Source organism: Chryseobacterium cucumeris, from assembly GCF_016775705.1.
Lineage (GTDB): Bacteria > Bacteroidota > Bacteroidia > Flavobacteriales > Weeksellaceae > Chryseobacterium > Chryseobacterium cupriresistens.
Genome location: NZ_CP068760.1, coordinates 2248573 through 2274746 on the forward strand (window position 1 = coordinate 2248573; position 26174 = coordinate 2274746).

Annotated in this window: 23 protein-coding genes; 12 read left to right on the forward strand and 11 right to left on the reverse strand. The window is 36.8% G+C overall.

Annotated elements, in window-relative coordinates; all coding sequences use genetic code 11:
• Window positions 1-88: 88 nt before the first annotated feature.
• From hemN to JNG87_RS10195, 3 genes are all read right to left on the reverse strand, one after another.
• Window positions 89-1447 carry an oxygen-independent coproporphyrinogen III oxidase gene (gene hemN / locus JNG87_RS10185; protein WP_202843877.1) on the reverse strand — a complete coding sequence of 453 codons (1359 nt, stop codon included), beginning with the start codon at window positions 1445-1447 and terminating at the stop codon, window positions 89-91.
• A gap of 176 nt (window positions 1448-1623) precedes the next feature.
• On the reverse strand, window positions 1624-2637 hold the full coding sequence (locus JNG87_RS10190) for a WD40/YVTN/BNR-like repeat-containing protein (RefSeq protein WP_202843878.1): 1014 nt from the start codon (window positions 2635-2637) through the stop codon (window positions 1624-1626).
• Window positions 2638-2686: 49 nt separating this feature from the next.
• On the reverse strand, window positions 2687-4204 hold the full coding sequence (locus tag JNG87_RS10195) for an amino acid permease (RefSeq protein WP_110011136.1): 1518 nt from the start codon (window positions 4202-4204) through the stop codon (window positions 2687-2689).
• 164 nt (window positions 4205-4368) lie between these two features.
• On the opposite strand from JNG87_RS10195, the gene pnuC reads away from it, so the two are divergent.
• From pnuC to JNG87_RS10220, 5 genes are all read left to right on the forward strand, one after another.
• Window positions 4369-5031 carry a nicotinamide riboside transporter PnuC gene (gene pnuC, locus JNG87_RS10200; RefSeq protein ID WP_062670753.1) on the forward strand — a complete coding sequence of 221 codons (663 nt, stop codon included), beginning with the start codon at window positions 4369-4371 and terminating at the stop codon, window positions 5029-5031.
• Window positions 5032-5035: 4 nt separating this feature from the next.
• Window positions 5036-5698 carry a hypothetical protein gene (locus JNG87_RS10205; RefSeq protein WP_202843880.1) on the forward strand — a complete coding sequence of 221 codons (663 nt, stop codon included), beginning with the start codon at window positions 5036-5038 and terminating at the stop codon, window positions 5696-5698.
• 89 nt (window positions 5699-5787) lie between these two features.
• Window positions 5788-6555 (forward strand): diaminopimelate epimerase, encoded by a 768-nt coding sequence (dapF, locus tag JNG87_RS10210; protein ID WP_062670756.1) that lies wholly within the window; start codon window positions 5788-5790, stop codon window positions 6553-6555.
• Between the two features lie 32 nt (window positions 6556-6587).
• Window positions 6588-7613, forward strand: coding sequence for an endolytic transglycosylase MltG (mltG, locus tag JNG87_RS10215; RefSeq protein WP_202843893.1), 1026 nt, complete (start codon window positions 6588-6590; stop codon window positions 7611-7613).
• A gap of 134 nt (window positions 7614-7747) precedes the next feature.
• Window positions 7748-10357 carry a TonB-dependent receptor gene (locus tag JNG87_RS10220; RefSeq protein WP_202843899.1) on the forward strand — a complete coding sequence of 870 codons (2610 nt, stop codon included), beginning with the start codon at window positions 7748-7750 and terminating at the stop codon, window positions 10355-10357.
• A 45-nt stretch (window positions 10358-10402) separates the two neighbouring features.
• Here JNG87_RS10220 and JNG87_RS10225 read toward each other — a convergent pair whose 3' ends face one another.
• The 4 genes from JNG87_RS10225 to JNG87_RS10240 all read right to left on the reverse strand — a co-directional run bounded on the left by JNG87_RS10225 (window position 10403) and on the right by JNG87_RS10240 (window position 13589).
• Entirely contained in the window at window positions 10403-10855 is a 453-nt protein-coding gene (locus tag JNG87_RS10225) for an adenylyltransferase/cytidyltransferase family protein (RefSeq protein WP_110009329.1), read from the reverse strand.
• Window positions 10856-10987: 132 nt separating this feature from the next.
• Window positions 10988-12010: a UDP-glucose 4-epimerase GalE gene (galE, locus tag JNG87_RS10230; RefSeq protein ID WP_202843903.1), complete on the reverse strand. Its 1023-nt coding sequence runs from the start codon at window positions 12008-12010 to the stop codon at window positions 10988-10990.
• Window positions 12011-12019: 9 nt separating this feature from the next.
• Complete coding sequence (locus tag JNG87_RS10235) at window positions 12020-12397, reverse strand: hypothetical protein (protein WP_202843905.1); 378 nt, start codon at window positions 12395-12397, stop codon at window positions 12020-12022.
• 67 nt (window positions 12398-12464) lie between these two features.
• On the reverse strand, window positions 12465-13589 hold the full coding sequence (locus JNG87_RS10240) for a DegT/DnrJ/EryC1/StrS family aminotransferase (protein ID WP_202843907.1): 1125 nt from the start codon (window positions 13587-13589) through the stop codon (window positions 12465-12467).
• 88 nt (window positions 13590-13677) lie between these two features.
• On the opposite strand from JNG87_RS10240, the gene JNG87_RS10245 reads away from it, so the two are divergent.
• Window positions 13678-15279, forward strand: a complete 1602-nt coding sequence (locus tag JNG87_RS10245; protein WP_202843909.1) for a S8/S53 family peptidase — start codon at window positions 13678-13680, stop codon at window positions 15277-15279.
• Between the two features lie 203 nt (window positions 15280-15482).
• Here the strand turns inward: JNG87_RS10245 and JNG87_RS10250 are convergent, their stop codons facing one another.
• Entirely contained in the window at window positions 15483-18017 is a 2535-nt protein-coding gene (locus tag JNG87_RS10250) for a phosphoenolpyruvate carboxylase (protein ID WP_202843911.1), read from the reverse strand.
• 221 nt (window positions 18018-18238) lie between these two features.
• Here JNG87_RS10250 and JNG87_RS10255 point away from each other — a divergent pair, with 221 nt between their 5' ends.
• Both JNG87_RS10255 and JNG87_RS10260 read left to right on the forward strand, forming a co-directional pair.
• The gene (locus JNG87_RS10255; protein WP_202843912.1) at window positions 18239-18643 is read left to right on the forward strand and encodes a hypothetical protein; all 405 of its coding nucleotides are present in this window, start codon (window positions 18239-18241) and stop codon (window positions 18641-18643) included.
• Between the two features lie 37 nt (window positions 18644-18680).
• The gene (locus JNG87_RS10260; RefSeq protein WP_238349708.1) at window positions 18681-19286 is read left to right on the forward strand and encodes a hypothetical protein; all 606 of its coding nucleotides are present in this window, start codon (window positions 18681-18683) and stop codon (window positions 19284-19286) included.
• A 155-nt stretch (window positions 19287-19441) separates the two neighbouring features.
• Here JNG87_RS10260 and lpdA read toward each other — a convergent pair whose 3' ends face one another.
• Entirely contained in the window at window positions 19442-20842 is a 1401-nt protein-coding gene (gene lpdA, locus JNG87_RS10265) for a dihydrolipoyl dehydrogenase (RefSeq protein WP_202843916.1), read from the reverse strand.
• A 99-nt stretch (window positions 20843-20941) separates the two neighbouring features.
• On the opposite strand from lpdA, the gene JNG87_RS10270 reads away from it, so the two are divergent.
• The 4 genes from JNG87_RS10270 to JNG87_RS10285 all read left to right on the forward strand — a co-directional run bounded on the left by JNG87_RS10270 (window position 20942) and on the right by JNG87_RS10285 (window position 24058).
• Window positions 20942-21343, forward strand: a complete 402-nt coding sequence (locus JNG87_RS10270) for a winged helix-turn-helix transcriptional regulator (RefSeq protein WP_202843918.1) — start codon at window positions 20942-20944, stop codon at window positions 21341-21343.
• Between the two features lie 152 nt (window positions 21344-21495).
• Window positions 21496-22659, forward strand: coding sequence for an iron-containing alcohol dehydrogenase (locus tag JNG87_RS10275; RefSeq protein WP_202843920.1), 1164 nt, complete (start codon window positions 21496-21498; stop codon window positions 22657-22659).
• 217 nt (window positions 22660-22876) lie between these two features.
• Window positions 22877-23338 (forward strand): lipocalin family protein, encoded by a 462-nt coding sequence (locus tag JNG87_RS10280; protein WP_110009340.1) that lies wholly within the window; start codon window positions 22877-22879, stop codon window positions 23336-23338.
• 63 nt (window positions 23339-23401) lie between these two features.
• Complete coding sequence (locus tag JNG87_RS10285; protein WP_202843922.1) at window positions 23402-24058, forward strand: GDSL-type esterase/lipase family protein; 657 nt, start codon at window positions 23402-23404, stop codon at window positions 24056-24058.
• Window positions 24059-24140: 82 nt separating this feature from the next.
• Here JNG87_RS10285 and JNG87_RS10290 read toward each other — a convergent pair whose 3' ends face one another.
• Window positions 24141-25493 (reverse strand): DEAD/DEAH box helicase, encoded by a 1353-nt coding sequence (locus JNG87_RS10290; RefSeq protein WP_202843924.1) that lies wholly within the window; start codon window positions 25491-25493, stop codon window positions 24141-24143.
• Window positions 25494-25651: 158 nt separating this feature from the next.
• On the reverse strand, window positions 25652-26161 hold the full coding sequence (locus JNG87_RS10295; RefSeq protein WP_238349709.1) for a hypothetical protein: 510 nt from the start codon (window positions 26159-26161) through the stop codon (window positions 25652-25654).
• Window positions 26162-26174: the final 13 nt, after the last annotated feature.

Sequence of the window (26174 nt, forward strand, 5' to 3'; positions counted from 1 at the left end):
ACAATCTTAATGTTTCAAAAAAGTTTAAACAAGTTCAAAATAAGCCATAGGTCAATAAAAAAGCGGTTCAGAACTGAACCGCTTTTGCTTATATTGTCATAGAGAAAATCCTGGTTTCAGGTTTATTTCTCATCATTCTCAGGTCAAAAACCATGGCAACGTTCCTTGTGAATGCTCTTCCGGCTTCTGTAATTTTAACTTCAGTTCCATTGATCTCAACCAAACCGTCATTTTCCATTTCTTTCAGCATTTCCAGTGCATTTTCAAGCTCAGGGAAAGAGTTGTTGATATCAAAAGTGGTTTCAAGCTGGCACATCAGATTCAGAATATGTCTTCTTACTGTAAGATCCTCTTCGCTCAGAACATGTCCTTTTACAACAGGAATTTCACCTTCTTCAACCATTTTCTGGTATTCCTCAACTGTTTTTACATTCTGGGCAAAAGCATACCATGAATCTGAAATAGCAGACATCCCAAGTCCTACCATCAGCTGGGTTTTGCTTGATGTATATCCCATGAAATTTCTGTGAAGTTTTTTATGAATAAGAGACTGATACAGATCATCATGCTCAAGAGAGAAGTGATCCATCCCAACCTCAATATATCCTAAATCCTGAAGCAGCTTTTTACCATCTTCATACAAACGACGCTTCTCTTCTCCACTTGGGAGGTCATTTTCATCAAATCCTCTTTGTCCGACACCTTTCACCCATGGAACGTGTGCGTAAGAATAAAATGCAAGTCTGTCCGGCTTCAGTTCCATTGTTTTTCTGATGGTATGTTCCATTGCTTCCCAATTCTGGTGTGGCAATCCGAAAACCAGATCATGGCTGATTCCTCTGTACCCTATTTCCTTCGCCCATTCCGTAACGTTTTTCACATTTTCAAAAGGCTGGATTCTGTTGATGGCTTTCTGAACTTTAGGATCGTAATCCTGAACTCCAAAGCTCACTCTTCTGAAACCAAGGTCGTATAAAGTCTGAAGATGTTCCTTCGTCGTATTGTTTGGATGTCCCTCGAAAGAAAATTCAGGATGCTCTGCAATATCCACTGATGAAAAGATACCTTCCAGCAATGTTCTTAAATTTTCAGGTGAGAAGAACGTGGGTGTTCCTCCTCCAAGGTGCAATTCTTTCAGTTTAGGTCTTTCAGTGAAAAGATCAAGATATAATTTCCATTCTTTTAAAACACTTTCAAGATAAGGAACTTCAACACTGTGCTGTTTGGTGATACGCTTATGGCATGCACAAAATGTACACAATGCCTCACAGAAAGGCAAATGGATATAAATAGAAATTCCCTCCTCTGCATTGCTTTCATGAAAAGACCTGATTACGGTTTCCTTCCATTTTTCCGGTGAAAATGTTGATTCATCCCAATACGGAACGGTAGGATAAGAAGTGTAACGCGGTCCGGGAATATTATACTTATCTATTAAAGAGTTCATTGTGAAAATTAAATTTTATAAGGGTATGAAATTTAACATAATTAAAATTCATCTTACAAAATTAACCATTAGTTATGAATTTTAACCTATGAATTATATTAGGTTCTATTTTATAATGAGTCTAAATACGTATGATCAGGCTTTTGGCCAATAGTGATAAATTCTATTCCTGCTATTTAAAATTTTAATTTCATGACGGCAATTTTGCTATTTCCTGCAAGAACAATATTATTCCTATCAATCCATTGGCAGACAAAGAAGCCTTTTTCATCAGAAATCTTTTTCCAGGTCTTCCCAAAATCTGAAGAATAGCTGATGTGTTTGTCTCCTACGGCAATGATTTCTTTTCCTTTTGATCCCGGTTTAATTTTCACACAGGTTGTATATCCTGCGTTCTGCCCTGAAGCCTGAATCTGCCAGGTCTCGCCGGCATCAGTTGTGGTTGCGATATTATTGATATTAGCATCCTGTTTGGTATAATCTCCTCCTGCTGCTATTCCGAAACGGTCTTCAAAAAAATCAATGGAATACATTCCCTGCGAAGGTTCTCCTTGTATGATTGGAGTGTTGAATACTTCTATTTTATCATCTTTCAGGTTCATTCTTAAGATTCTTGAAGCTTTTCCTCCAGTCGCAATCCATAAGTATTTTTTAGAGGATGAAATATTGGTATTGCTGGCGGCAAAAGCAGCTTCGCCATCATTTAACGTTACATTATTTTTAAACATGTTCCATTTCCCATCCTTATATACTGCCAGTTTCAGCAGGTGATCTTTATCTGCGTCACTGAAGGTATAGGCAAGTTTATCATTCACAAAATGCAAAGCATCATAAAACGCTGTTTTTGCAGTATCTTTAAAAATCACCTGTGATTTCAGATCTTTTTTATCAATTTTGAAAAAACGTGCCGGACTTTCAATATTGATTGCATAGAAAGAAGTTTTATTCTGTCCTAGTGTTCTGAACTGAAGTTTTTCTTCAGATAGCCTGATCTGTTTCTGGTTTTTATAGTTTTTAAGATCTACAAACCCGAATTTGGAATCCGTACCGCTGTACCAGACCTTGTTGTCATATAGTTCAAGAGCCCTGATACTGATTTTATCGTTAAGAATGGTTTCAAGGCTTTCCACCTGCTGGGAAAACGCGGTAATTCCTACGGAAAGGAGGACAATGGAAAAAAGTTTTTTCATAGAAATAGTATTGTGACAAAAAAAACCGCCGAAGCGGTTTATATTATTATTAATCCTGATTCTGATATTTTTCAGGGTTATTAAGCTTACTGTTTGATTTTCCGTAAAGGAAGTATACCAAACCTCCTAAGAATAACCATACTGCAGAAAGTTCCAATGCATGGGCACTTAGGTTAAAGATCAAATATAGGTTGATAATTACTCCTAATGCCACTACGATTTTATAAGCAGGAACTTTGAAAGGTCTGATCAGGTTAGGTTCTTTCTTTCTCATCACCCAAACTGCGATACAAACCAGTGTAAATGCAAACAGGGTTCCGAAACTTGTCATATCTGCCAATGTAGAAATTGGTGTAAATGCAGCGATTAAAGCTACTACAATTCCCAACAGGATAATTCCTTTGTAAGGTGTTTTTGTTTTTGGGTGAAGCTGTCCGAAGAATTTAGGAATCAAGCCGTCTTTTGCCATACCGATGAAGATTCTGGACTGCCCCATCATCATTACCATTACAACAGAAATCAACCCTACAGTAGCAGCAATCGTTACGATATTACTCGCCCAGTGCTTTCCTGCAATTTCAAAAGCATACGCAACAGGCGCTTTGATGGCATCCGGATATCTTCCTTCAGGATTAAAGTCTGTATAATGCATCATCCCTGTCAATACAAGAGATACACAGATATACAATGCTGTACAGATCAATAGTGAAGCGATGATAGCGAAAGGTACATCTTTTTTAGGGTTAATAGCTTCTCCAGCCTGTGTAGAAACAGCATCAAAACCGATATAAGCAAAGAAAATAGCTGCTGCTCCGGAAATAATCCCTTTAATACCATATGCCGAGACCATATCGCCCTCGGAATTCTTGATCTTTATCGGATCCGGAATAAAAGGCTTCCAGTTTTTAACCCCATCTACAGCGTTATAAAGATCTGTATTAGAGAAGATGATATATACTCCGGCGATAATTACAAAGATAACCGCTGAAGTTTTCATTAAAACGATCAGGTTATTCGCTCCTGCTGCCTCTTTAGTTCCTTTTACCAATAATGCAGTAATTAAAAGAACCAGAATAAATGCTGGCAGGTTCATAGAAAAACCATCTCCTGTATAACTTGCCGGGTCTGATGTCAGATAGGCAGGCAAATGAATATTAAAAATCTTCAAAAATTTATTAAAATAACCGGACCAACTCACGGAGACGGCCATACTCGCCATCGCGTACTCGAGGATGAGACACCATCCCATGGCCCATGCAAAAATTTCTCCTACTGTTCCATATGCATAAGCATAAGCTGAACCCTCTACAGGAATAATGGATGCAAACTCTGCATAGCATAATGCAGCAAAAACGCAGGCGATCCCTGCGATGATAAAGGAAATGGCAAGTGCTGGTCCTGCGTGATAATAGGCTCCTGTTCCTGTAAGAACAAAGATTCCACCACCGATGATAGCACCTACTCCAATTGCTGTTAAACTCCATTTTCCAAGGACTTTTTTCAGCTCACTTTTCTTCATATCTGCCTCATAGGCACTTAGTGGCTTTTTAACCCAAATTTTCGACATGTTTTTTTATTTATTAAGGATTTACGAAAATATAAAAAATTTAGGAACTCCCACGTTTATCGTTAAACTTTCCTCATTTATTTTACATTAAAGGTTTAAAAACCTGAACAACACATTATATAATCCATTTTAAAAAGTCCATATTTTTGCTTATTTTTGATTGCATGAATTTATATGATCTTTTTGTAAAGCCTTATGAAAGCTATGATTCTTTACAAATTATGTTGGAAGCATCAGGTGCAATTTTCGGAATACTGAGCGTATTTTTTTCCATAAAGAAAAATATATGGGTGTATCCTACCGGCATTATTTCAACGCTGATCTATGTATATCTTCTTTTCAATGCCGGGCTGCTTGGAGACTGTATGATTAACGTCTATTATACTGTCATGAGTATTTATGGATGGGTTCTATGGGCAAGAAATTCTGAAGATCATGTTCACGTAGAAGTTACATGGGCTACCCGAAAAGAATGGATACATGCAAGTATTCTTTTTGTGCTGAGTTTGGCATTTGTTACTTTTATTTATTATTGCAAACCTTATATTGATCATTTAGAAGGTGGTTATTTGGGATTGTATCATCTCGACTGGGCCAATTGGATGGATATTTTTACCACGTCCATATTTTTAGTAGGAATGTGGTTGATGGCCAAACAGCGCATTGAGAGCTGGATTTTCTGGATTCTCGGAGATCTTATTTGTATTCCTATGATGATTTTTAAGGGACTTGGAATCACTTCGGTTCAATATTTGGTATTTACTATAATGGCGATCTTAGGATACGTCAATTGGAAAAAAAGTTTTAAAGAAAAAAAAGTACAATAAAGTCATGAAAAATTTATTTAAAATAGCAGTCAGTATTTTTGCTATTACCAGTTTAACCTCTTGTTTAGCATATACCGACGGATACGGAAGCAATAGTGGTTACGGATATGGTGATCCCTACTACAACAACGGGTATTATTATGCTCCTTCAGGATACTACGGAAGCGGAGGATATTGGGGCAATGATGGCTATTATTACAGAAACAACGTTAATTATTACTATGATAATGGCATTCCTTATTATTATGACAATTATAATAACTCCAGAAGAAAAGTCTATGTAGAAAGAAGATCATCTTCTTCTTCAAGACCTCAAAACGGATTCCAGAATACGCGTACAACGAACAGTAACGGTTCATATAATAACGGAGGATTCAATAATAATAGAAACTCTAACAGCAACAGCGGATTCAGAAACCAGAATAGTGGTTATCAAAACAATCAGGGAAATCAGAACAACAGTGGTTTCAGAAACTCCAACAGTAACAGTGGATTCAGAAATCAAAACAGCAGTAATCAGAACAACCAGGGAAACCAGAATAACAGTGGTTTCAGAAATTCCGGAGGCAGCAGATCAGAGTCTTCCGGCGGTGGATTCAGGAATAGCTCGGGCAGCCAAAGCACCAGTTCAAGCAGACAGCAGAGCGGCGGTGGCGGCTTTAGATAAAACGATTATAAATAAGGAAACGAACAGCTAACACTGTTCGTTTTTCATTTAAAATATAGTAATTTTGCTTCTTCATTTAACAAAAAAATATGGAATTTTATAAATATCAGGGAACAGGGAATGATTTTGTAATGGTAGATAACCGTGATCTCCAATTTACTAAAGATAAAGATAGCATTGAAAAATTATGTGACAGACGTTTCGGAATAGGTGCTGACGGTCTTATTCTATTGGAAAACGATCCTCATTATGACTTCAAAATGGTGTACTACAATTCTGATGGCGGAGAAAGTACAATGTGCGGAAACGGAGGAAGATGCCTTGTCGCTTTTGCTTTTTTCCTTGACATCTTTGAAGACAAATGCAAATTCATTGCGACAGATGGTGAACATGAAGCTGAAATCCATAACGGAATCATTAAATTAAAAATGATCAATGTGGATACTATCTCCCAAGACGGAAATGATTTTGTTCTGAATACCGGATCTCCTCATTATGTAAAATATGTTGACAATCTGAAAGATTATCACGTTTATGACGAAGGATATGGCATCAGAAATTCAGAAAAATATAAAGAAAAAGGAATCAATGTGAACTTTGTAGAAAAAATTTCCGATAATGAAATTTTTGTAAGAACCTATGAACGAGGCGTTGAGGACGAAACTTACAGTTGCGGAACAGGAGTTACAGCTTCTGCTTTAACTTTTCTGCAAAAACATAATCTAACCTCTGTAAAAGTTAAAACTTTAGGTGGAAACCTTAAAGTACATGCTGAAAAAAGCGGTGATGCATTCCAGAATATTTGGCTGGAGGGTCCTGCAAAGCAAGTTTTTAGAGGTAAGACAGATCTTCTTTAAAAACAAAAAACTTTTAATCAACATTGATAAGAATGAAAAAAGCAATTCTCATTGTCATTCTGCTGGTTTTTGTAGTGGCAGGATTTTTTGGTTTGAGATTTTATAATAAATATTTAGGAAATAACGTAGAAAAGGATGGTTATGTTCTGATTCCTCATAGAGCAGGATTTAAACAGATCCTGGATTCTATTGCTCCTTATATTAAAGACAGGGAATCTTTTGAAGCTGTAGCTAAGGAAAAAGGCCTTGATACGAATTTTAAAGCAGGGCGATATCATATTCAGAGCGGAACAGGTAACAAAAACCTTGTCAATATGATCAAAGCAGGTAACCAGACTGCAAACTCTTACAGAATCGGGGATTTTGGAGATATGTATCAGATGATTGGTAAGGTGACCAAAAAAACGGAAATTGATTCATTACATTTTGTGAATGATCTGGATGCCGTGGCACAGGAGAAAGGCTATAAAAATGTTGAAGATTTAAAAAAATATTTTTTCATCGATACGTATAATTTTTTCTGGACAGTAAGTCCGAGAGAATTTTTTGCGAAGTTCGAAAATCAGTATAATGATTTCTGGACGAGTGAAAGAAAGAACAAGGAGCAGCAGTCCGGGCTTACAAGAGATCAGATTTATGCTTTAGCTTCCATTGTTTATAAAGAATCAGGAGGGAAAAAGGATGAAATGAAAACCATTGCAGGATTATATTTAAACCGTTACAGAAAAGGAATGAAGCTTCAGTCCGATCCTACGGTAATCTATGCGATTAATAAACAGACCAATTTTAAAGAACCTATAAAAAGAGTATTATATAAGCATTTATCGACACCTTCACCTTATAACACTTATGCCAATGCAGGTATTCCTCCGGGCCCCATCTGTGTAGTGGATAAAAACTCAATAGATGCTGTTTTAAATGCTGAAAACAACAATTATATATTTATGTGTGCTGATCCGGCAAGATTCGGATACCACAAGTTTACGGCAAGTGCAGAAGAACATGCTGTAAATGCGAAGGCTTATCAGGATTGGCTTAACTCGAAAAATATAAAATAAGCTTAGAAAAAGCACCAGGAAACTTATACAGTTAGAAAACAACAAACAACCATAATGTTTTGGCTATCAAATTGATATGGATATTCAAAATATTAAGGGTTATTCTTTCACGATCTTATACAAAAAAATAACCTATGAAGAATAAGACAGAAATTGTCACTATTTTCACCAGAAAAACTTTAGGACTTACATTAGTACTTTCAGCAGCAGCGATGGCTTTTGCACAGGAGAAGGCTGGAATTTCAGGAATCATTGTCAACAAAAAAAATCAACCGGTTCCTTACGCTTCTGTAACTTTCAGCAATAAGGCCAACAAAACATTAAGTGATGCCGTACTGACTGATGAAAAAGGACAGTATCAGCTGCAACTTATGCCCGGCGATTACGAAATTACAGTAGAAGCTATTGATTACAAAAAAAGTGTAGTCAGCAAAAATATTGCAACAGCAGGTAATATCGGTGCATTATCTATTGAAGCAGAGCCCTCTTCTACGGTTGATGGCAAAACAAAAGAAATTCAGGGTGTTGTTATTACTGCTTCAGCAGCAAAACCTTATAAAGTAGAGCTTGACAAGAAAACATATGATCCTTCACAGGACATTGTGAGCAAAGGAGGAAATCTTCAGGATGTTTTAACCAATGTTCCTTCAGTATCTGTGGATACGGACGGAACAGTTTCGATGAGAGGAAGTACCAATGTAAAGTTTCTGATCAATGGAAAGCCTTCTGCCCTTCTTGGGATAGATGACGGCGCTAATGCATTGCAGAGTATTCCGGCTGACCAGATTGAAAGAATCGAAGTAATTACCAATCCTTCTTCTAAATTTGAAGCAAGCGGAACATCCGGTATCCTGAATATCATCCTTAAAAAGAACAAAAAGGTAGGATTTAATGGTAGTGTGGTAGGGTCACTGGGATATTTTCCAAGAACATCCCTTAATACGAACCTTAGCTGGAGAAAAAACAACTGGACCTGGTTCCTGAATGGTGGCGGCGGTTACACGGAAAACAAGACGAAGAATAATTCGGAAACAACCTATCACAATCTCACATTTCCCAATGTGATTCCTTTCCAGCAGCCTAATGATGTTCTTGAACATCAATTGCAAAACTCCGAGAATAAAACGTATAATAAAAATTATAATGTAAGTGCAGGTTTTGTCTATGATTTATCTGATAAGACTTCAATCAATTTTACGGGATTGGTAAGAACATTTGAAGGAGACGGAAATGAACTTCTTGATACGTATGACAGTTTTTACAGGTTTTTCAGAGATTCACCGGATCCAAGTACTACAGCAGGAAAATGGAATTTATTAAATCCGTATGGAAGGAGAGATTCTAAAAGCGTCTTCAATAACCTTGCTTTCCAGGGAGATCTGGGATTAGATCACAAATTTGATGATAACGGGCAAAATTTATCCGTATCATTAAGTCTGCAAAGAAACAGAAGTAACAATAATGCGGATATTCTGGAAACATACGACCTTCGTCCTGATGTACAGGATATTACCAGAAGATATTCACTAAGTAAAACAATCATTGGTAAAGCTGACTATGAGCTGCCAATAGGAGAACAATCCAGGCTTGAAGCAGGATACAGATTGGATGTGAATGATAATACTTACGATAATTTTGTAAGCAGTACTTCCAACAATCCTTTTATTCCAAGCTACAATAACAATACAGATTATAAAGAAGTATTCAATGCTTTCTATCTGCAATTTAAGAGTAAAATCGGTGAAAAATTTGCTTATCAGCTAGGCTTAAGAGATGAACTTTCCAATGTAAAGATCAATTACATCAATCAAAATCCTAATGATCCGCAATTAAATAAAACAAAGAACTACAACAATTTATTTCCAAGTGTATTCTTAAGCTATGACGTATCTAAAAATAATCAGATTTTGCTTAATTATTCCCGTAGAATAGACAGACCAAGGTCATTCTTTATGGTTCCTTTCCCGAATTACAGCAACAGCCAGAATATTTTTGAAGGAAACATAGACCTGAATCCATCGTACGTAGATTCATTTGAAGTAGGATATAATATTACCAGAAAAAAATTTACGGTTAATCCTACCCTATACTACAGACACGCCACTGATGATACCAAAATGCTGGTATACAGACCTGATGAGAGCTTGGGTGTATTTTATACAAAACCAATCAACTTAGGAAATGATGACCGTTATGGATTGGATCTGAACTTTACTTATGATCCATTTGCATGGTTGAAAATCATGGGAAGTCTGGATATGTTCGGATATAAAACAAGTGGAATTGCTTATTATGATGCCATTGATAAAAATAAGCTGCAGCAAACCCGCAGTATGGATTTCACAGGAAACGGATTTTCTACCAGAGCCCGTCTTAATACAACATTTAAACTTGACAAAACTTTAAGTGTACAATTACAGGGATTCTATAGAGGAGCACAGAAAACAGCCAGCCAGAATACAGAGGATATGTATGCTCTGAATCTTGGTGCCTCCAAGACAATCTGGAAAGGAGACGGAACAATTTCCTTCAATATCCAGGATATATTCAATACAAGAAGCAGAGAAGTATTCAGTTTCAATGATGATTATACACGAAGAAACTATATGCAGTGGCAGCCAAGACAGTTTGCTATTTCCTTAACTTACAGATTTAAACAGGGAGAAAAAATCGAACAGCCTAAAAAGAAAAAGGATATCAATTCCAATGCAACAGGTGATGATCAGCAAGGCGGTCCAATGTAATACAACAAAGATCCCGAAAGTAACTTTCGGGATTTTTTATTGTTGTTATTTTACAGGTTCTGCTTTCGAATATTTTTCTTTTTCAGCTTCGTAGATCCTTCTTCTCAGATCACTGGTGGAAAACCTATGGTCTCTCTTGTTGAAAAAAATTTCAATTCCTTTTTCTTCACAGTATTTTTTACCTGTAAAGTCTTTGTCCATATAATCATCTCCTATGATTCTTACATCAATTACAAATGATTTAAGAATATCCAAAAGGTCTTCTTCCGTGTAATAAGGAATGATCTCATCCACAGCATTCACAGCTTTCAGTTGAATATATCTTTCAACAATAGTCTGGCTTGGCTTATTTTTAGTAGGACGGTCGTGGGACGGATCAATTTGAAGTCCGACGATTAAATAGTCACATACAGTTTTAGCTTCTTCAAGCATTTTGATGTGACCCGCATGTAATAAGTCAAATGACGAAAATGTAATACCTATTCTCTGTGTCTTCATACTAATTTAAAATTAAAGCTTCACTGAATTCAATGTTTTTAGGATAACACTTACTCTTCAGGAAAATGTTTTGTAATTTGTTTTATGATCGTTTAAATTGTTGTTTTGATGCAATTATTTCTCAATGCTAATTTACGAATTTCTGGTGTTCAGATATTTCTGCCATTCCCAAACTGTTCTCAAAGCCTCTTCCAGAGACGTTTCAGACTTCCAGTTGAGTTCTTTCTCTGCTTTTCCGGGGTTGGCATACGCTATAGTAATATCCCCTTCTCTTCTCGCACAGATCTGATATGGCACTTCCACATCATTGGCTTTTTCAAATGCTTTTACCACTTCCAGTACGGATGAGCCTTTTCCTGTTCCCAGATTGTAGGTATCAATCACCACATCATATGAAGAATCTTCTATCAGTTTCTTTAATGCTGCAACGTGCGCTTTTGCCAGGTCAACAACATAGATATAATCACGAACAGCAGTTCCATCCACTGTAGGGTAATCATCGCCCCAGATATTCAGTTTCTCACGCACTCCTGAAGCCGTCTGCATTACATAAGGCACTAAATTATTAGGAATTCCGATTGGCAATTCTCCCAACTTTCCGGAAGGATGCGCTCCGATTGGGTTAAAATACCTTAACAGTGATATTTTACTTTGATAGGCTTTGGCAAAATCAATAAGGATCTGTTCGCCCATTTGTTTTGTTTTCCCATAGACACTTTCAGGGGTTTTCAACGGAGTATTTTCATCGATCGGCATTACATCTGCCTGTCCGTATACCGTACATGATGAGCTGAAAATAAAGTTTGAGATCTTTCTTGTTTTAAATTCCTGAAGAATATTAATCAAGGAAAACAGATTATTCTCATAATAATCTACAGGTATTACCTGACTCTCTCCTACTGCTTTAGAAGCTGCAAAATTGATACAACCATCGATCCGATGAGCATCAAAAACCTGGGTAAGAAGCTCTTTTCTTCTCAGATCAAAAGGATAAAAAACAGGTTTCTTACCCGTAATTTCCTCAATATTATTTAAAATAAACCTTTCCGTATTGGATAAATCATCTACAATAACCACTTCAAAGCCGTTATTAATAAGTTCTACCACTGTGTGAGAACCAATATATCCAAGTCCGCCGGTAACAAGTATTGCCATTTTTATTTTTTAATCTTCGTGTTTTCCTATAAACTCAATGCTTTCATAATGTAGTTCTTTGTATCTAAATTTATTTATTAATACAATTAAAAATACAACAGCACCTATTGTTAAATAATTTTCCAATGAAATATTTTCTTCCACATCATTAAACTTTCGCAAAAGCAGTGACGCTAAAAGTCCAAAAGCGAGAAAACCATAAAATATATTCAGAATTAGTATACTTCTTGAAGATCTTGCTATAACCATTATTAAACCTATACAAGCTAATAAAAACATAAAAACTCCAATCGATAATACTGCATATACTTTGAGCGTGATATTGTTTGTCTCACTTTTAAAAAGGTTATAAGTATCATAAGTCCCAAATCCAATTATAAAAATCATCAAAAAATTGAAGATAATTACAAGTGCATTTATGATCTTATATCTAAATAACCTCTTGTTCATAAATCTATCCCATAAACTCAAGCACTGCATCCGTAATATACTTCAGCTGCTCTTCGTCTAATTCCGTATGCATCGGTAAAGAAATTACCTGATCCAAAAGCTTATCTGTATTCACAAAATCTGCAGCATTACTTTCCTGGAAGTACGCTTTTTGCTTTCTTAATGCTACCGGATAATAGATCATTGCAGGAATATCTTTTTCTGATAAAAACTTCTGAAGCTCATTACGCTTTCCGTTCAGAATTCTTAAGGTATACTGGTGGAATACGTGAGTAGAGTTTTCCGCTCTTTTTGGAGTCAGGATATTCGGGTGACCAGCAAATGCTTCATCATAAAAATCTGCTGCTTTTCTTCTTGCTTCGTTGTAAGAATCCAAATGAGGAAGTTTTTTTCTTAAAACTGCTGCCTGAATGCTGTCCAGACGTGAGTTTACCCCTACCTCGTCATGGTAATATCTTTCATACATTCCGTGGTTTACAATTCCTCTTAAACGGTGGGCTAATTTATCATTATTGGTAAAAATAGCACCTCCGTCTCCGTAGCATCCCAGGTTTTTGGAAGGAAAGAAAGAAGTTGTTCCCACTGTTGCCATTGTTCCTGCCTGTTTTACTGTTCCATCGGAGAAAGTATATTCTGAACCGATTGCCTGGGCATTATCTTCAATAACATATAAATTATGCTCTTCAGCAATTTTTAAAATTTCTTCCATATTGGCACACTGTCCGAAAATGTGTACTGGAATAATTGCCTTTGTTTTGGGCGTAATTGCTTTTTTAATCTGTTCAGTAGAGATTGTGAATGTATCATAATCTACATCTACCAGTACAGACTTTAACTTAAGCAGATGAATTACTTCTACTGTTGCAGCAAAAGTAAAATCAGCCGTGATAATTTCGTCTCCTTCTTTCAGGTCCAAAGCCATCAGGGCAATCTGTAATGCATCTGTACCATTGGCACACGGAATCACATGTTTTACGTCTAAATAAGACTCCAATTCATTCTGGAAAGACTTTACTTCAGGACCGTTAATAAATGCCGCAGAATCCATTACATTCAAAACTGCATTGTCTACATCATTCTTTATTTTGTAATACTGACTTTGCAAATCAACCATCTGAATTTTTTTCATATACTAAATATTTCTGTAAAAATAAGGAATTTAAAATCCTATCAAAAATTTTATTGATTTTGTTTTTATCTTTATACAAATAAATTTTATGAAAAAACTTTTACTCTTTTGTTTCCTAACAGGTTACCTGACCGTTTCCGCACAAACGGAGCTCGTTTTTGTTTACTTCACGGATAAGCCTAATAAAGCTGCTTTTTATGCAAATCCGTTGTCAGAACTCAGCCAGAAATCACTCAACAGGCGTACCGCACTGGGAATTCCGCTTAATGATCAGGATGCCCCTATTGAACAGTCTTATCTTCAGAATCTTCAAAATCTGGGATTTGTTGTGACAGATTATTCAAAATGGCTTAACGGAGCTGCGGTAAATGCTACTCCGGCACAAAAAACTTTATTACAGGCTCAATCTTATGTTTTGTCTGTTGAAAGTTTTGCCAGAAACAGTTCTACTACCGTGAAAACAGCACCAGGAAAATGGAAAGACGATGCAAGTATCAATAAAACACTTACTAACTTCAATTATGGTTCAGGGGCCGGACAAATTGATCAGGTCAATATCCGGCCGCTTCATCTGGCAGGTTATACAGGCACAGGAGTTTCCATTGCGGTAATTGATGCCGGATTCCCAACGGTGAATACAGGAACTGCTTTTGCAAGATTATGGACCAATAATCACATCAAAGCTTCCTATGATTTTGTTACCAAAACCGGAGATATTTATAATACTTCACTCAGCACACATGGTTCTGTCGTGTTAGGAGTTATAGGAGGATATCTGCAGAATGTTTTTGTAGGAGCGGCACCGGATGCTGATTTTTATCTTTACCGCAGTGAAAATGCGGCTGTAGAAATTCCCGAAGAAGAGCTATACTGGATTGAAGCAGCTGAGGAAGCAGATCGTAAAGGAGTTGACATTATCACCTCATCATTGGGATATAATGTTTTTGATGAAAGCCGTTATAATTATACATATGCCAATATGAATGGTAACACTTCCTTCATTGCCCGCGGAGCCGGTATTGCTGCTGAAAAAGGTATTTTTGTTCTTGCTGCTGCCGGTAACTCCGGACAACAGCCGTGGCATTACCTTATGACACCGGCTGATAACGCTAAAGTATTTTCTATCGGATCTTTAGATTCTGCCGGAAATGCTTCAGCTTTTTCTTCTTTCGGGCCTAATGCTCTCGGGGTGGTAAAACCGGACGGAAGTACCCAGGGAACCGGTACGACAACCGTTTATGATAATGCTACCTTAATCGTGAATGGAACTTCAATTGCTACTCCTATTGCTGCCGGCGGTGTTGCATGTCTTATTCAGGCATTCCCAGCGATGAACAGAGAGCAGATGAGAGCAAAGCTGAGACAAACGGCTTCACTATATCCTGCCCATACCGATCAGATGGGATATGGTATTCTTAATTTCGGAAGTTTATATAATCTCGTTCTGAATACCTCTGAGACTGTAAAAAAAGACAGGTTCTCCATATTCCCGAATCCTGCAAAAAATATCCTGAATATTGCATCAGAGCTAGAAGTGGAATCGTTAGAAATATATGATAACCTTGGAAGACTCATCAGAAAAAGCAACAACCAGAAATCTATAAAAGTGGAAGATTTTTCCAAAGGAACTTATTATCTGAAGATTCAGATGAAGGACAAGGTTTTCTACGAAAAATTCTTAAAGGAGTAATTTTTTATTTCCCTCAGATTGTGCAGATTGATTAACATAAACATCTGTGCAATCTGTGGGAGATATATTACTATTTGGGTCTTACTACAAAATAAATTTGAGCTAAAGCTCATTGAATGGTTTATAATAAAAAAACGGGCTAAAGCCCGTTTCTATTGATATTGATTATCATTTCGTTATGATCATTCTTATTTTTAAATAGCTTATGCCGAATTTCTGCTGGCATTAATATTCCCAAATAAAGAACGGGTCACCAGCTTTTCATAAGCTTCTTTATTTCCTTCTCCTTTCTGGATTTTCATTAAGGCATATTGCTGAATACTTAACAACGGAAGTACAATCTTTTCACGGATCTTCACCGATTTTCTGGAAAGCGGGTCTTCTTCCTGAAGCATTTTAAATCCTGTCAGTTCCAGCATAATGTCTCTGGAAAGCTCATATTCATTGAAAAGCACATTCCAGAAAGCACCGAACTTCGGATTATTTTTGATATAGTAAGTCAATGGGAAGTAAGACTTGTTCATACTCATCATGGAGTTCAGAACTAAAGTCTTAAAGAAATCTGAACCTTTATACAGCTCTCTTACTTCTTCAAATCTGCCCTCTTCTTTCATCTTTTGCATCGCATATCCAAAACCGAAGAACCCAGGTACGTTTTGCTTCAGTTGTGACCATGATCCTACAAACGGGATGGCTCTCAGATCTTCAAATTTCAGTTCGCTTCCGTTTCCTCTTTTGGATGGACGGCTTCCGATATTCGTTTTTCCGTAATATTCAAGCGTACTCATTTCCTGCAGATAGGGAACAAACATAGGGTGCGCTTTCAGATCTGAATATTTTTTATAGCTCATATCCGCCAACTCAATAATCAAAGCTCTTTCTTTTTCAGTAAGTTCTTTTTTTGAATTTTTGAATACATCATTTTCAACACCAGCGGTCAGAAGCTGTTCAAAGTTGTATTTTGCCTGCTCTTTGTTTCCAAAAATACTGGTAATGGTCTGCCCCTGAATGGTTAATTCAATCTTATTATTGGCAATTGTTTTTCCCTGAGAAGCATAGAAATCGTGGGTTTTTCCACCTCCTCTTGCCGGCGGACCTCCTCTGCCATCGAAAAATACGACTTTGATATTATTCTGCTCGGAAAGTTTTGTCAGTACTTCTTTGGCTTTATAAATTTCCCAGTTGGCTTTTAAATAACCTCCGTCTTTGGTTCCATCAGAGAATCCGAGCATGATCGTCTGCTGATTTCCTCTTTTTTCAAGATGCTTTTTATAAACAGGATTATGATACAGCTCATTCATTACATTTTCTGCATTGGCAAGTCCTTCCATGGTTTCAAAAAGCGGAACAATATCCATATTGATCGCTTCATCCTGATAACCGCAGATTTTAAAGAAGGCATATACATTCATAACATCTTTTACGGCATCAGAATTGGAAATAATATAGCGGTTCATTCCTCTTAATCCGTTCAGATGCTGGATATCCTTAACCTGTGAAACCGTTAACAAAGTATCTTTCACAATGTCTTCAAAATCTTCAGCAGCTACCGTTTCTGAAATCTGAATAAGCTTATTGAATTTTTGTTCATAATCAGCCTCTTCATTTCCGTATACTTTTGCATAAACCTCATCAATAACTTTCTGATGAATTCTGCTGTCCTGGCGGATATCCAGCGTTGCAAAGTGAGTTCCGAAGATCATCACACGATCCCTGAAATTCACCAAAAGATCTAAAAACAAAGAGTTATGTTCGTTGACCAGTATTTTTTCTGCCTCATCGGCTTTATTTAAAATATCTTCTGCTTTAATGCTCTTTCCGTCAAAAATGGCTGCATACAATTCTTCACTTAATTGGGTTAAAACTTCAGAAACACCTCTGAAACTCAATCTTCTCCTGATAAATTTCAAATGACTGTAGTATGATTTCAGAATCGCTGAACGAAGTTCTTCCGCTACTCTTTTCGTTACATCCGCTGTTACAAAAGGATTTCCGTCCCTGTCTCCTCCCGGCCAGAAACCAAGCTGGATAATATCTTCATGAAGATGAAAATGGCCATTTCCGAAAGTCTTTTTGATCTTCGTAAACAATTCCCCAATGGTATCATAATATACATATCTCAGGTAAGAAATAATACTCAGCGCTTCATCTATCGGAGTCGGTTTTTCTTTATTGACAAAAGGAGTCTTGCCCAGCTGCTGAAGAAGCATATCAATCTGGGTAACCGAATCACTGGTAATAGCCCCTCTCAAATCCTGAATAATTCTTTGTACCGAACTTGGATAAAACTGGGTCGGGTGTGCCGTAAATACGACCTTAACGCTAAAGTCTTTTAATTTCTCGCGTACTTTTTCAATTTTATGATCCTGAAAAGAACGTTCAAAAAGATTGGTTACTGTTCCATTATCACTTTCTGAATGGAGATTAGGAAATGCAGCATCCTCAATACTGTCAAACAAAACGACCTGTCTTTCTATATATTGTATGATCTTGAAAAGCAATTCCAGTTTCTGCTCTTCCGTCTGGAGATCGGTATGGTTTTTAAAAAATTCTTCGACGATATTTTCAGGAGTTTTTCCTGCTTCATAGCCGGTTCTGCTTTCCTCATAAAGAAATGGAAGCAGCATTCCGATATTCGTCATTTTATCATAAGGCAGGCTCATAAATAATGAATTATAGATCTGGAACTTATTTTCCACAATCTGCCTGAATTTTTCTGCGCGTTGGTCATGTATCATACTAACAAATGTAAGCGATTTTCAAATTAGTTGGGTTGACAAATGGCAAAAATTAAAGACGAAAATCAAAAAAACATATTTACATTTTATAAATACTTTTCAGAATAAACGAACGATTAACCATGAAATATTGTACAGGTTTAAAAACATAGAAATCCGTTTTACTCATTCAGGATTAATATAATTTTGATTAACTTTACTGTTAACACTATCCATCATCCATGAAAAAAATATTGACTTTCTTACTTATTACCCTTCTGTTCATCTCTTGTGAAAAAGATTGTTACAATGCACCATTACCTGTCATTTTTGAGTTCGTCAATTCCAATAATGAAAATCTTATCACCAATGGAACATTGACGTCCTATTCCATTCAGGATGAAAATAATGTCAGTGTACAATTATCCAAAACATCCGATGACAAAGTTCTTTTAGAAAATGTAGGTGCCTATAACGGAATAAAAAATTATAAATTTTATTCTAATATTAAAGACATTGACTTTTCCATCCAGTCATCGGAGTTTAATGGAGGCTGTGATGGTTATCAGATCAATAAACTGACTTTTACAGGTATAGATATTGATGTAACTGCTGAAAAAGGATATTATAAAATTGTACTGGAATAATTCTCTTTCTTACATTTGCACCGGAAACCCACTCTCTATGAAAGTAATCATCACATTTTTCCTGATTCTCTCCAATCTGCTTTACAGCCAGATCAAGGTTCCCGATGATTATAAAAAAATTCCTGATATTCTTGATACTGCAGAATACCTCTACCCTTTCATTATTCCTGATAAAGAGTATGCTTACTGGCGTGTTCTCAGCAATGATATGGATTATGAAAAAGCAATTATCTATGAAAGCCAGGCTCCTGATTTTATGACGATCAATGAACCTGTTCCAGAAAGAGGCTTTTTCCAGAAATGTATCGGGAACAACTGTTTTTCATACATTCTGGCGTGTAAGAATGAAAGATCAGTTTATTTTTCCAATGAACAACAGTTGAGAGATTTTATCGGAACGGTAGACAATCTTCCGGAGGCTATTTTACTGGCAAAAACATATGGGTATTCGGTGGATACAAGTAACCGATTTACCGGATCATATAAAATTGAAGACCGTCATATTTCAATGTACCTTATGCAATCTAAGGGTTGTCCGGCTGTGAAAGAATCTTTTTGGGTTAAAATCAACAGAAAAACAGGAAAACTGGAGGCAAAAAGCAATGGCGTGTATGCGAAGGATGAAAACTGTAATTCTTTGTGATTCTTTTGAAAATGCAAATAAACCATTAAGATTTTTTAAGTTGATAAGAAAGTTAAGGAATAGCTAAGCTATTTTTCAGCGATCCGCTTTATCTTCCATCAAAGATGGATCTTAATTATTCTTATTGTCTTCATTAACCTTAATGGTTTAATTTCTTATATATTAATAGCTCCCTGCCCAGATGCAATCAGGTAAGCTTCCTTCAATGTTTCAGAATAGGTTGGATGAGCATAAGAAATACGGAACATATCTTCAGCAGTTACTTCATACTCCTGAGCTATGACACCCTGTGCAATCAGATCGGCAGCTCTGGCTCCAATGATGTGAACTCCCAGCACTTCGCCATATTTCGGATCCACCAAAACTTTCGCAAAACCTTCCATATCCATTGAAGCGCGGGCCCTTGCACTGGCAGAAAATGGAAATTTCCCTACATTGTATGCAATGTTATTTTGTTTCAGGTAATCTTCGGTGTAGCCTACTGAAGCTACTTCAGGCCAGGTATACACCACTGAAGGAATACGGTTATAGTGAATGGGTCGTTTGTGCCCGTTAATGGTTTCAACTACAAAAACACCTTCTTCCTCAGCTTTGTGAGCCAGCATTGCACCACCAATAACATCACCAATCGCATAGATATTGGATGCGGAAGTCCGGCTGTTTTCATCCACTTTAATAAATCCTCTCTCATCCTGCTGTACATCAGTATTTTCAAGACCAAGACCTTTTACATAAGGGCTTCTTCCCACCGCTACCAATACATAATCTGCTTCCAGCTCACCTTCTGTTCCGTTTTTATCTTTAAAAAACACTTTAGCAGCAGATCCGGTATTCTCGGTTTTATACACTGCATGATTAAGGCGGATATCAATTCCTCCTTTTTTCAGGATTTTCTGAAGGCTTTTCCCCAATTCATGATCCATAGCAGCGATCAGATGATCAGCATATTCAAGGATAGTCACTTTCGTTCCGATGCGGTTGAAAACAGAAGCCATTTCCACCCCGATTACTCCCCCGCCGATAATCACCATAGATTCAGGTTTTTCCTTTAATGATAATGCTTCTGTGGAAGTAATAATTCTTTTTTTATCAATTTCCACTCCGGGAATAGTGGATGGTTTCGAACCTGTAGCAATGATATAATATCGGGCCGTTATTTCTTTAACTTCAGATCCGTTTACAACTCTGATGGTAGAATTATTGATAAATCCAGCCGTTCCCTGTAGTCTTGTAATATTATTTTTACTCATTAAAAAATCCAGACCTCCTGTATTTTTTGAAACTACATCTGCTTTTCTTCTGTACATCTGAGAAAAGTCCAGTTCTATATGATCCAGCTTAATCCCATGTTCATTGAATTGATGCTTTGCTTCTGAATAATGATGCGTACTGTCTAATAAAGCTTTAGTCGGAATACAGCCCACATTGGTACATGTTCCTCCCAGTGTATCATATTTCTCGATAATCACGGTTTTATATCCCAGCTGGGCGCTTCTTATCGCCGCTACATATCCGCCGGGTCCTGAGCCGATTACGGCAATGTCATAATGATCCATTTGATTTATTAATTTTTTATGATTAAATTTACTTGCAAAACAAAAGCAAATTTAAATTAAACACTTTCAATTTGCAAGTATTATTTTTAAATTAACAAAATGAGTAAAAAAAGATCAGACTGCCCCATCAGCTGTTCATTGGAAATGTGGGGTGATAAATGGTCCCTGCTCATCATAAGAGACCTTATGCTGAAAAAGGAATGCACTTACGGAGACTTCCTTAAGGCTGATGAAAAAATTGCAACGAATATTCTGGCTGCAAGACTTCAAAACCTGTTGGACAATGGAATCATTGATAAAAAAGGCCATCCGGACAGTAAGCTGAAAATTCTTTATTTTCTGACTCAGAAAGGAATTGACCTTATTCCCGTAATCGTTGAAATCAATCTTTGGGGTGAGCAGTATCTTACGATTCCTGATGACCGGAAAAAATTGCTGGACCAGATTAAAAAGGATAAGGAAGGTTTTATAAAAAGAGCAAAGGCCTTTCTTTCTTCTTAGATATAAATAAATGTTACAAGAGAATCGGAAATAGGAATCGGAAAAGCTAAAAGCAATAGCTTTCATAAAATGGAATAATAGCAATTTTAAAATTTCATTAACCTACTTTTCTTTTTTCATTCCGTAAATTTGACTAAAATAAATATAGAACAATGCTTAATTTCGAGTTTAAAAACCCTACAAAAATACTTTTCGGGAAAGGCGAAATCGCTAAAATTTCCAAAGAAATCCCCAAAGACGCAAGAATATTAATGATTTACGGTGGCGGAAGCATCAAAAACAATGGTGTTTATGATCAGGTAAAAGAAGCTTTAAAAGATCATGAATTATACGAGTTTGGCGGAGTTCCTGCCAACCCTGAATATGAAGTTCTGATCAATGCTTTAAGCTTTATTAAAGAGAAAAACATAACTTACCTTCTTGCTGTAGGCGGTGGATCTGTGATTGACGGCACAAAATTCCTTTCTGCAGCAGCCAATTATGACGGTGAGCCATGGGATATCCTGAGAAAATCAGTAAGAACATTTGAAGGGGAAGGAATGCCTTTCGGAAGTATTTTAACACTGCCTGCAACGGGATCAGAAATGAATTCCGGATATGTCATCTCAAGAAGGGAAACCCATGAGAAATTATCTTCAGGAGGACCGGGACTTTTCCCGCAATTTTCTGTACTGGATCCGGAGGTAATCAGATCTATTCCAAAAAATCAGATTGTGAACGGAATCACAGATGCCTATACTCACGTATTGGAACAATATATGACCGCTCCTTCTTCCGCCGACCTTCAGGAAAGAATTGCAGAAAGCATCCTGATCAGCCTGCAGGAAACTGCTCCAAAAGTATTGGCTGATGATTTCAACTACGATGCTGCAGGAAACTTTATGTGGTGCTGTACCATGGCGTTAAACGGACTGATCCAGAAAGGAGTTATTACAGACTGGGCCGTACATGCAATGGGACATGAGCTAACCGCTTATTTCGGAATTGATCATGCAAGAACACTGGCCATTATTGCTCCTTCTCATTACCGTTACAACTTTGAAGATAAAAAAGGAAAACTGGCTCAGTACGCTGAAAGAGTTTGGGGAATCAAAGACGGAAGTGTAGAGGAAAAAGCTGAACTGGGCATTAAAAAACTGGAGGAATTCTTCCACAGCCTTCATATCAAAACCAGGCTTTCCGAATATACGGAGGACTTTAAAGGAACCGCTGAAAAGGTTGAAAAAGCCTTTACAGACAGAAAGTGGCTAGGCCTTGGAGAATATAAAAAACTGACTCCGCAGGATGCTTATAAGATTGTAGAGATGAGCTATTAAGGGATTCGGGGTACGAGGTTTGAGCTATGCTGTTTCAAGATTCGGATGAAGCGCTTATCTTCATTTTCAGTTTGAAAATATATAACCCGAAACTCGCATCCCGTATTGCAACCTCTATAAAATTATTTAATTTACAAACATTCGTTTAAAAATTCACTATTTCATTACAGATATTTCAAATTTATTTATATTTTAGCATATTCTTAAATTTGTGAAAATGAAAAAACAGCTACTTTTATTTGCCTTTTCTGCCTTGGCACTTACTTCTTGTAAAGATGACAATCTCGAAGCTTATGATATGGAAATCATGAAGGGAGATTGGAAGGAAGTTAAAAGGGAAGTAATTTCCGGAAAAGATAATAAAACAGTGCTCTATACTGAAACTTTAACAGGATGTGCAGCTAAAAATACTCTTTTCTTCAGAACAGATTATTATGTAAGCTATACAGCGTATACGGGAGAAGGTGCAGACTGTACCCCATCGCCAAAAACTGAAGGAACATTTACCTACGATGCCGATTCAAAAATCATTGGAATTAAACTTGGTGATGAAGGATCAGTAAACTACAGAATTGATATTCTGACAGCCAAAGATCTTAAACTTGCCCAGCAGTCAGGAATCTTTGATATGGATGGAGATAAAATACCGGATGTCCCTTACGTTACCTACAAAAGATAAATTATAACTCCCGCTAATCGGGAGTTTTTTATTACTTTTATATCTAATTTAAAACTGAATATAATGAAGAAGATTCTATCAGCATTTCTATTGCTGTATTTTGCTATTGCTTTTTCTCAGGAGAAAAAACCGATGTTCTGGCAGGACATTCAGGAATTTAAAAAGCTGGACCAGCAAAACCCGCCTCAAAAGGATGCTATTTTATTTATTGGAAGTTCATCATTCACCAAATGGACTGATGTAGCAGATTATTTTCCTGGTAAAACCATTATCAACAGAGGGTTTGGAGGATCAAGACTTACAGATCTTAATGATTTTTCGAATGACCTTTTAGCGCCTTATCAGCCCAAACAGATCATTATTTACTGTGGCGAAAATGATTTTGCAGATAATCATAAGCTAAAAGCCAAAGTAGTTGTTGACCGATTCAAAGCTTTTTACAAAAAAATCCGTGAGAGGTTTCCTGATATTGAAGTAGATTATATCTCCATCAAATATTCGCCGAGCCGAGAAGTGATCTGGCCGCAGATGAAGGTTGCCAACAAAAAAATTGCTGCTTTTATGAAAAAGGAACCAAACGCGGAATTTATTGATGTTACCAAAGCAATGGAAGATGCTAATGGAAATGTAAGAAAAGATATTTTTGTGGAAGACATGCTTCATTTTAAGCCGGAAGGATATAAAATCTGGGCTAAGGTGATCACTCCTTATATGAAGTAAACTCAATCCATGATAAAAACAATAATATCAAATTCGATTAAAAATAAAAAACGATTCCTGAAATGGGAATCGTTTTTTTATTTTATTTCTTTCTTTTCGATTTCGAAATTGCTTTCTGCTGCGCTCTGTTGGCTCCAAATTTCTTAGGTGCTTTTCTTTTGGAAGGTCCACCCCAGTTTTCTTTGGTATTTTTAGCTTTTTTCTCGTGGAAAGCTCCTCCTCCTTCGTTCAGTTTTACCTGTACAGGATTTTTCATGACTACCTGATCTTCTTCGGCAGCAATCTTTTTAGGATTGATTTTAACTTCCTCAGGGAATTCATTAAATTTCAATTCCTTATCCATCAACAGCTCAATATCAAGAAGCAAAGGTTCTTCTTTTTTCGTTACAAAAACCAAAGCTTTCCCTTCTTTGTCTGCTCTACCTGTTCTACCGATTCTGTGGATATACTGCTCCGGAATATCAGGCGTTTCAAAATTGATGACGTGTGTAATGTTCGAGATATCCAGACCTCTTGCCATGACATCTGTGGTAATCAAACCTCTGATCTCTTCATTCTCAAACCTCTTCATCGCTTTCAGTCTGTAATTCTGCGATTTATTGGAATGAATCACATCAAACTGTTCAGGGAAAAGCTCATCGATTTTAGTAAAGAGAAGGTCTGCATGTCTTTTATTGTTATTGAAGATCAGTACTTTGGACATGTCTGCATCACTTTTAAGCAAATGCTCCAGTAAATTGATCTTGGTATTAAAGTTTTCTACTTTGTAACCAATCTGCTCGATTTTCTCAAGTGGTGTTCCTGATTTAGCCAATGAAATTTCAATCGGATTGGCAAAATAAACATCCAGCATTTCATCTACCGCTTCCGTCATGGTTGCAGAGAAAAGAATATTCTGTCTCTTCTCCTTCATCATTTCAAAAATGTGGGTAAGCTGTGGTCTGAAACCAAGATTAAGCATCTCGTCAAACTCATCGATGATCAGTTTCTGAACCTCTTTCAGAGAAATCGCGTTGTCTATGGAAAGATCCATCACTCGTCCCGGTGTTCCTACCAGAATATCACAGCCATCATTAAACAATAGTTTTTGAGTATTGATATTTTTTCCACCGTATATTCCGATTACTCTTGCCGTAATATTTTCTGTCAGTTTTTCAAGGATTTCTGTTACCTGTACCACCAGTTCTCTTGTAGGAACAAGCACCAAAACAGTTGGATTTCCTGTCTTGCTGTATTTCCATGTTTTAAGAACAGGTAAAAGATAAGCTAATGTTTTCCCGGTTCCTGTCTGCGCAATTCCCATTACATCTCTTCCCGAAAGTATAGGCTTTAAGCTCTTCTCCTGAATTGGAGTAGGTTCAAATAATTCCAGATCTGCTAAAACATCGAGAATTTTAACCGGAAGGTCAAAATCCGCAAAAGTGAGTTTTTCCATTTTGCAAAGATAGGTATTTAATTTTGTAGTATGGAAGCACGAAGTCTTAAGCTGGAAGATTATCAAACGTTCTTTTAATTTTTTGAATGCATAATGAAACAGATCAATATATTAATACAGGTCATTTCCTTCCCTCTTCCAGCCTCAAGCGATTGTAATCAATTCACTTTTACACTTTTACTACTGATTTTAATATCATCATCTTCCCATTTGCTGGAGGTAACAATAACATATCCTTTCTTTTTCGGATCTTTTTTAATAGGAAACTGATCTTCTTCCCACTGATTACAATGGGTTGAGATAGAAGGCAATAATGGCTTCCAACCCGTTTTACCTAATGTATACACATAGAACGGATGCCAGCAGCTGGTGCACCAATTGGGATAAAAGCCGATCTCTTCTTTTCCGTCACCATTAAGATCTCCTAAATTATACAAACTTCCCTGGTTTGCAGGAGTAATGGTGATCGGCTGTATATTTTTATCGCTGAAATAAATGGTGGTTTCACACTTTCCTTCACATTCGTCGCCACAGTCGCTGACTTTTGTGTAAGCGTATTCTTTTGTTCCGTTTCCGTCAAAATCTCCCTGAAGCTTCTCTTCATTTCCTTGTTGAGCCATACAAAGTGTGCTGAATAAGGTAATGGATGTTATAATAAGTGTTTTCATTGTTTTTGGTTTA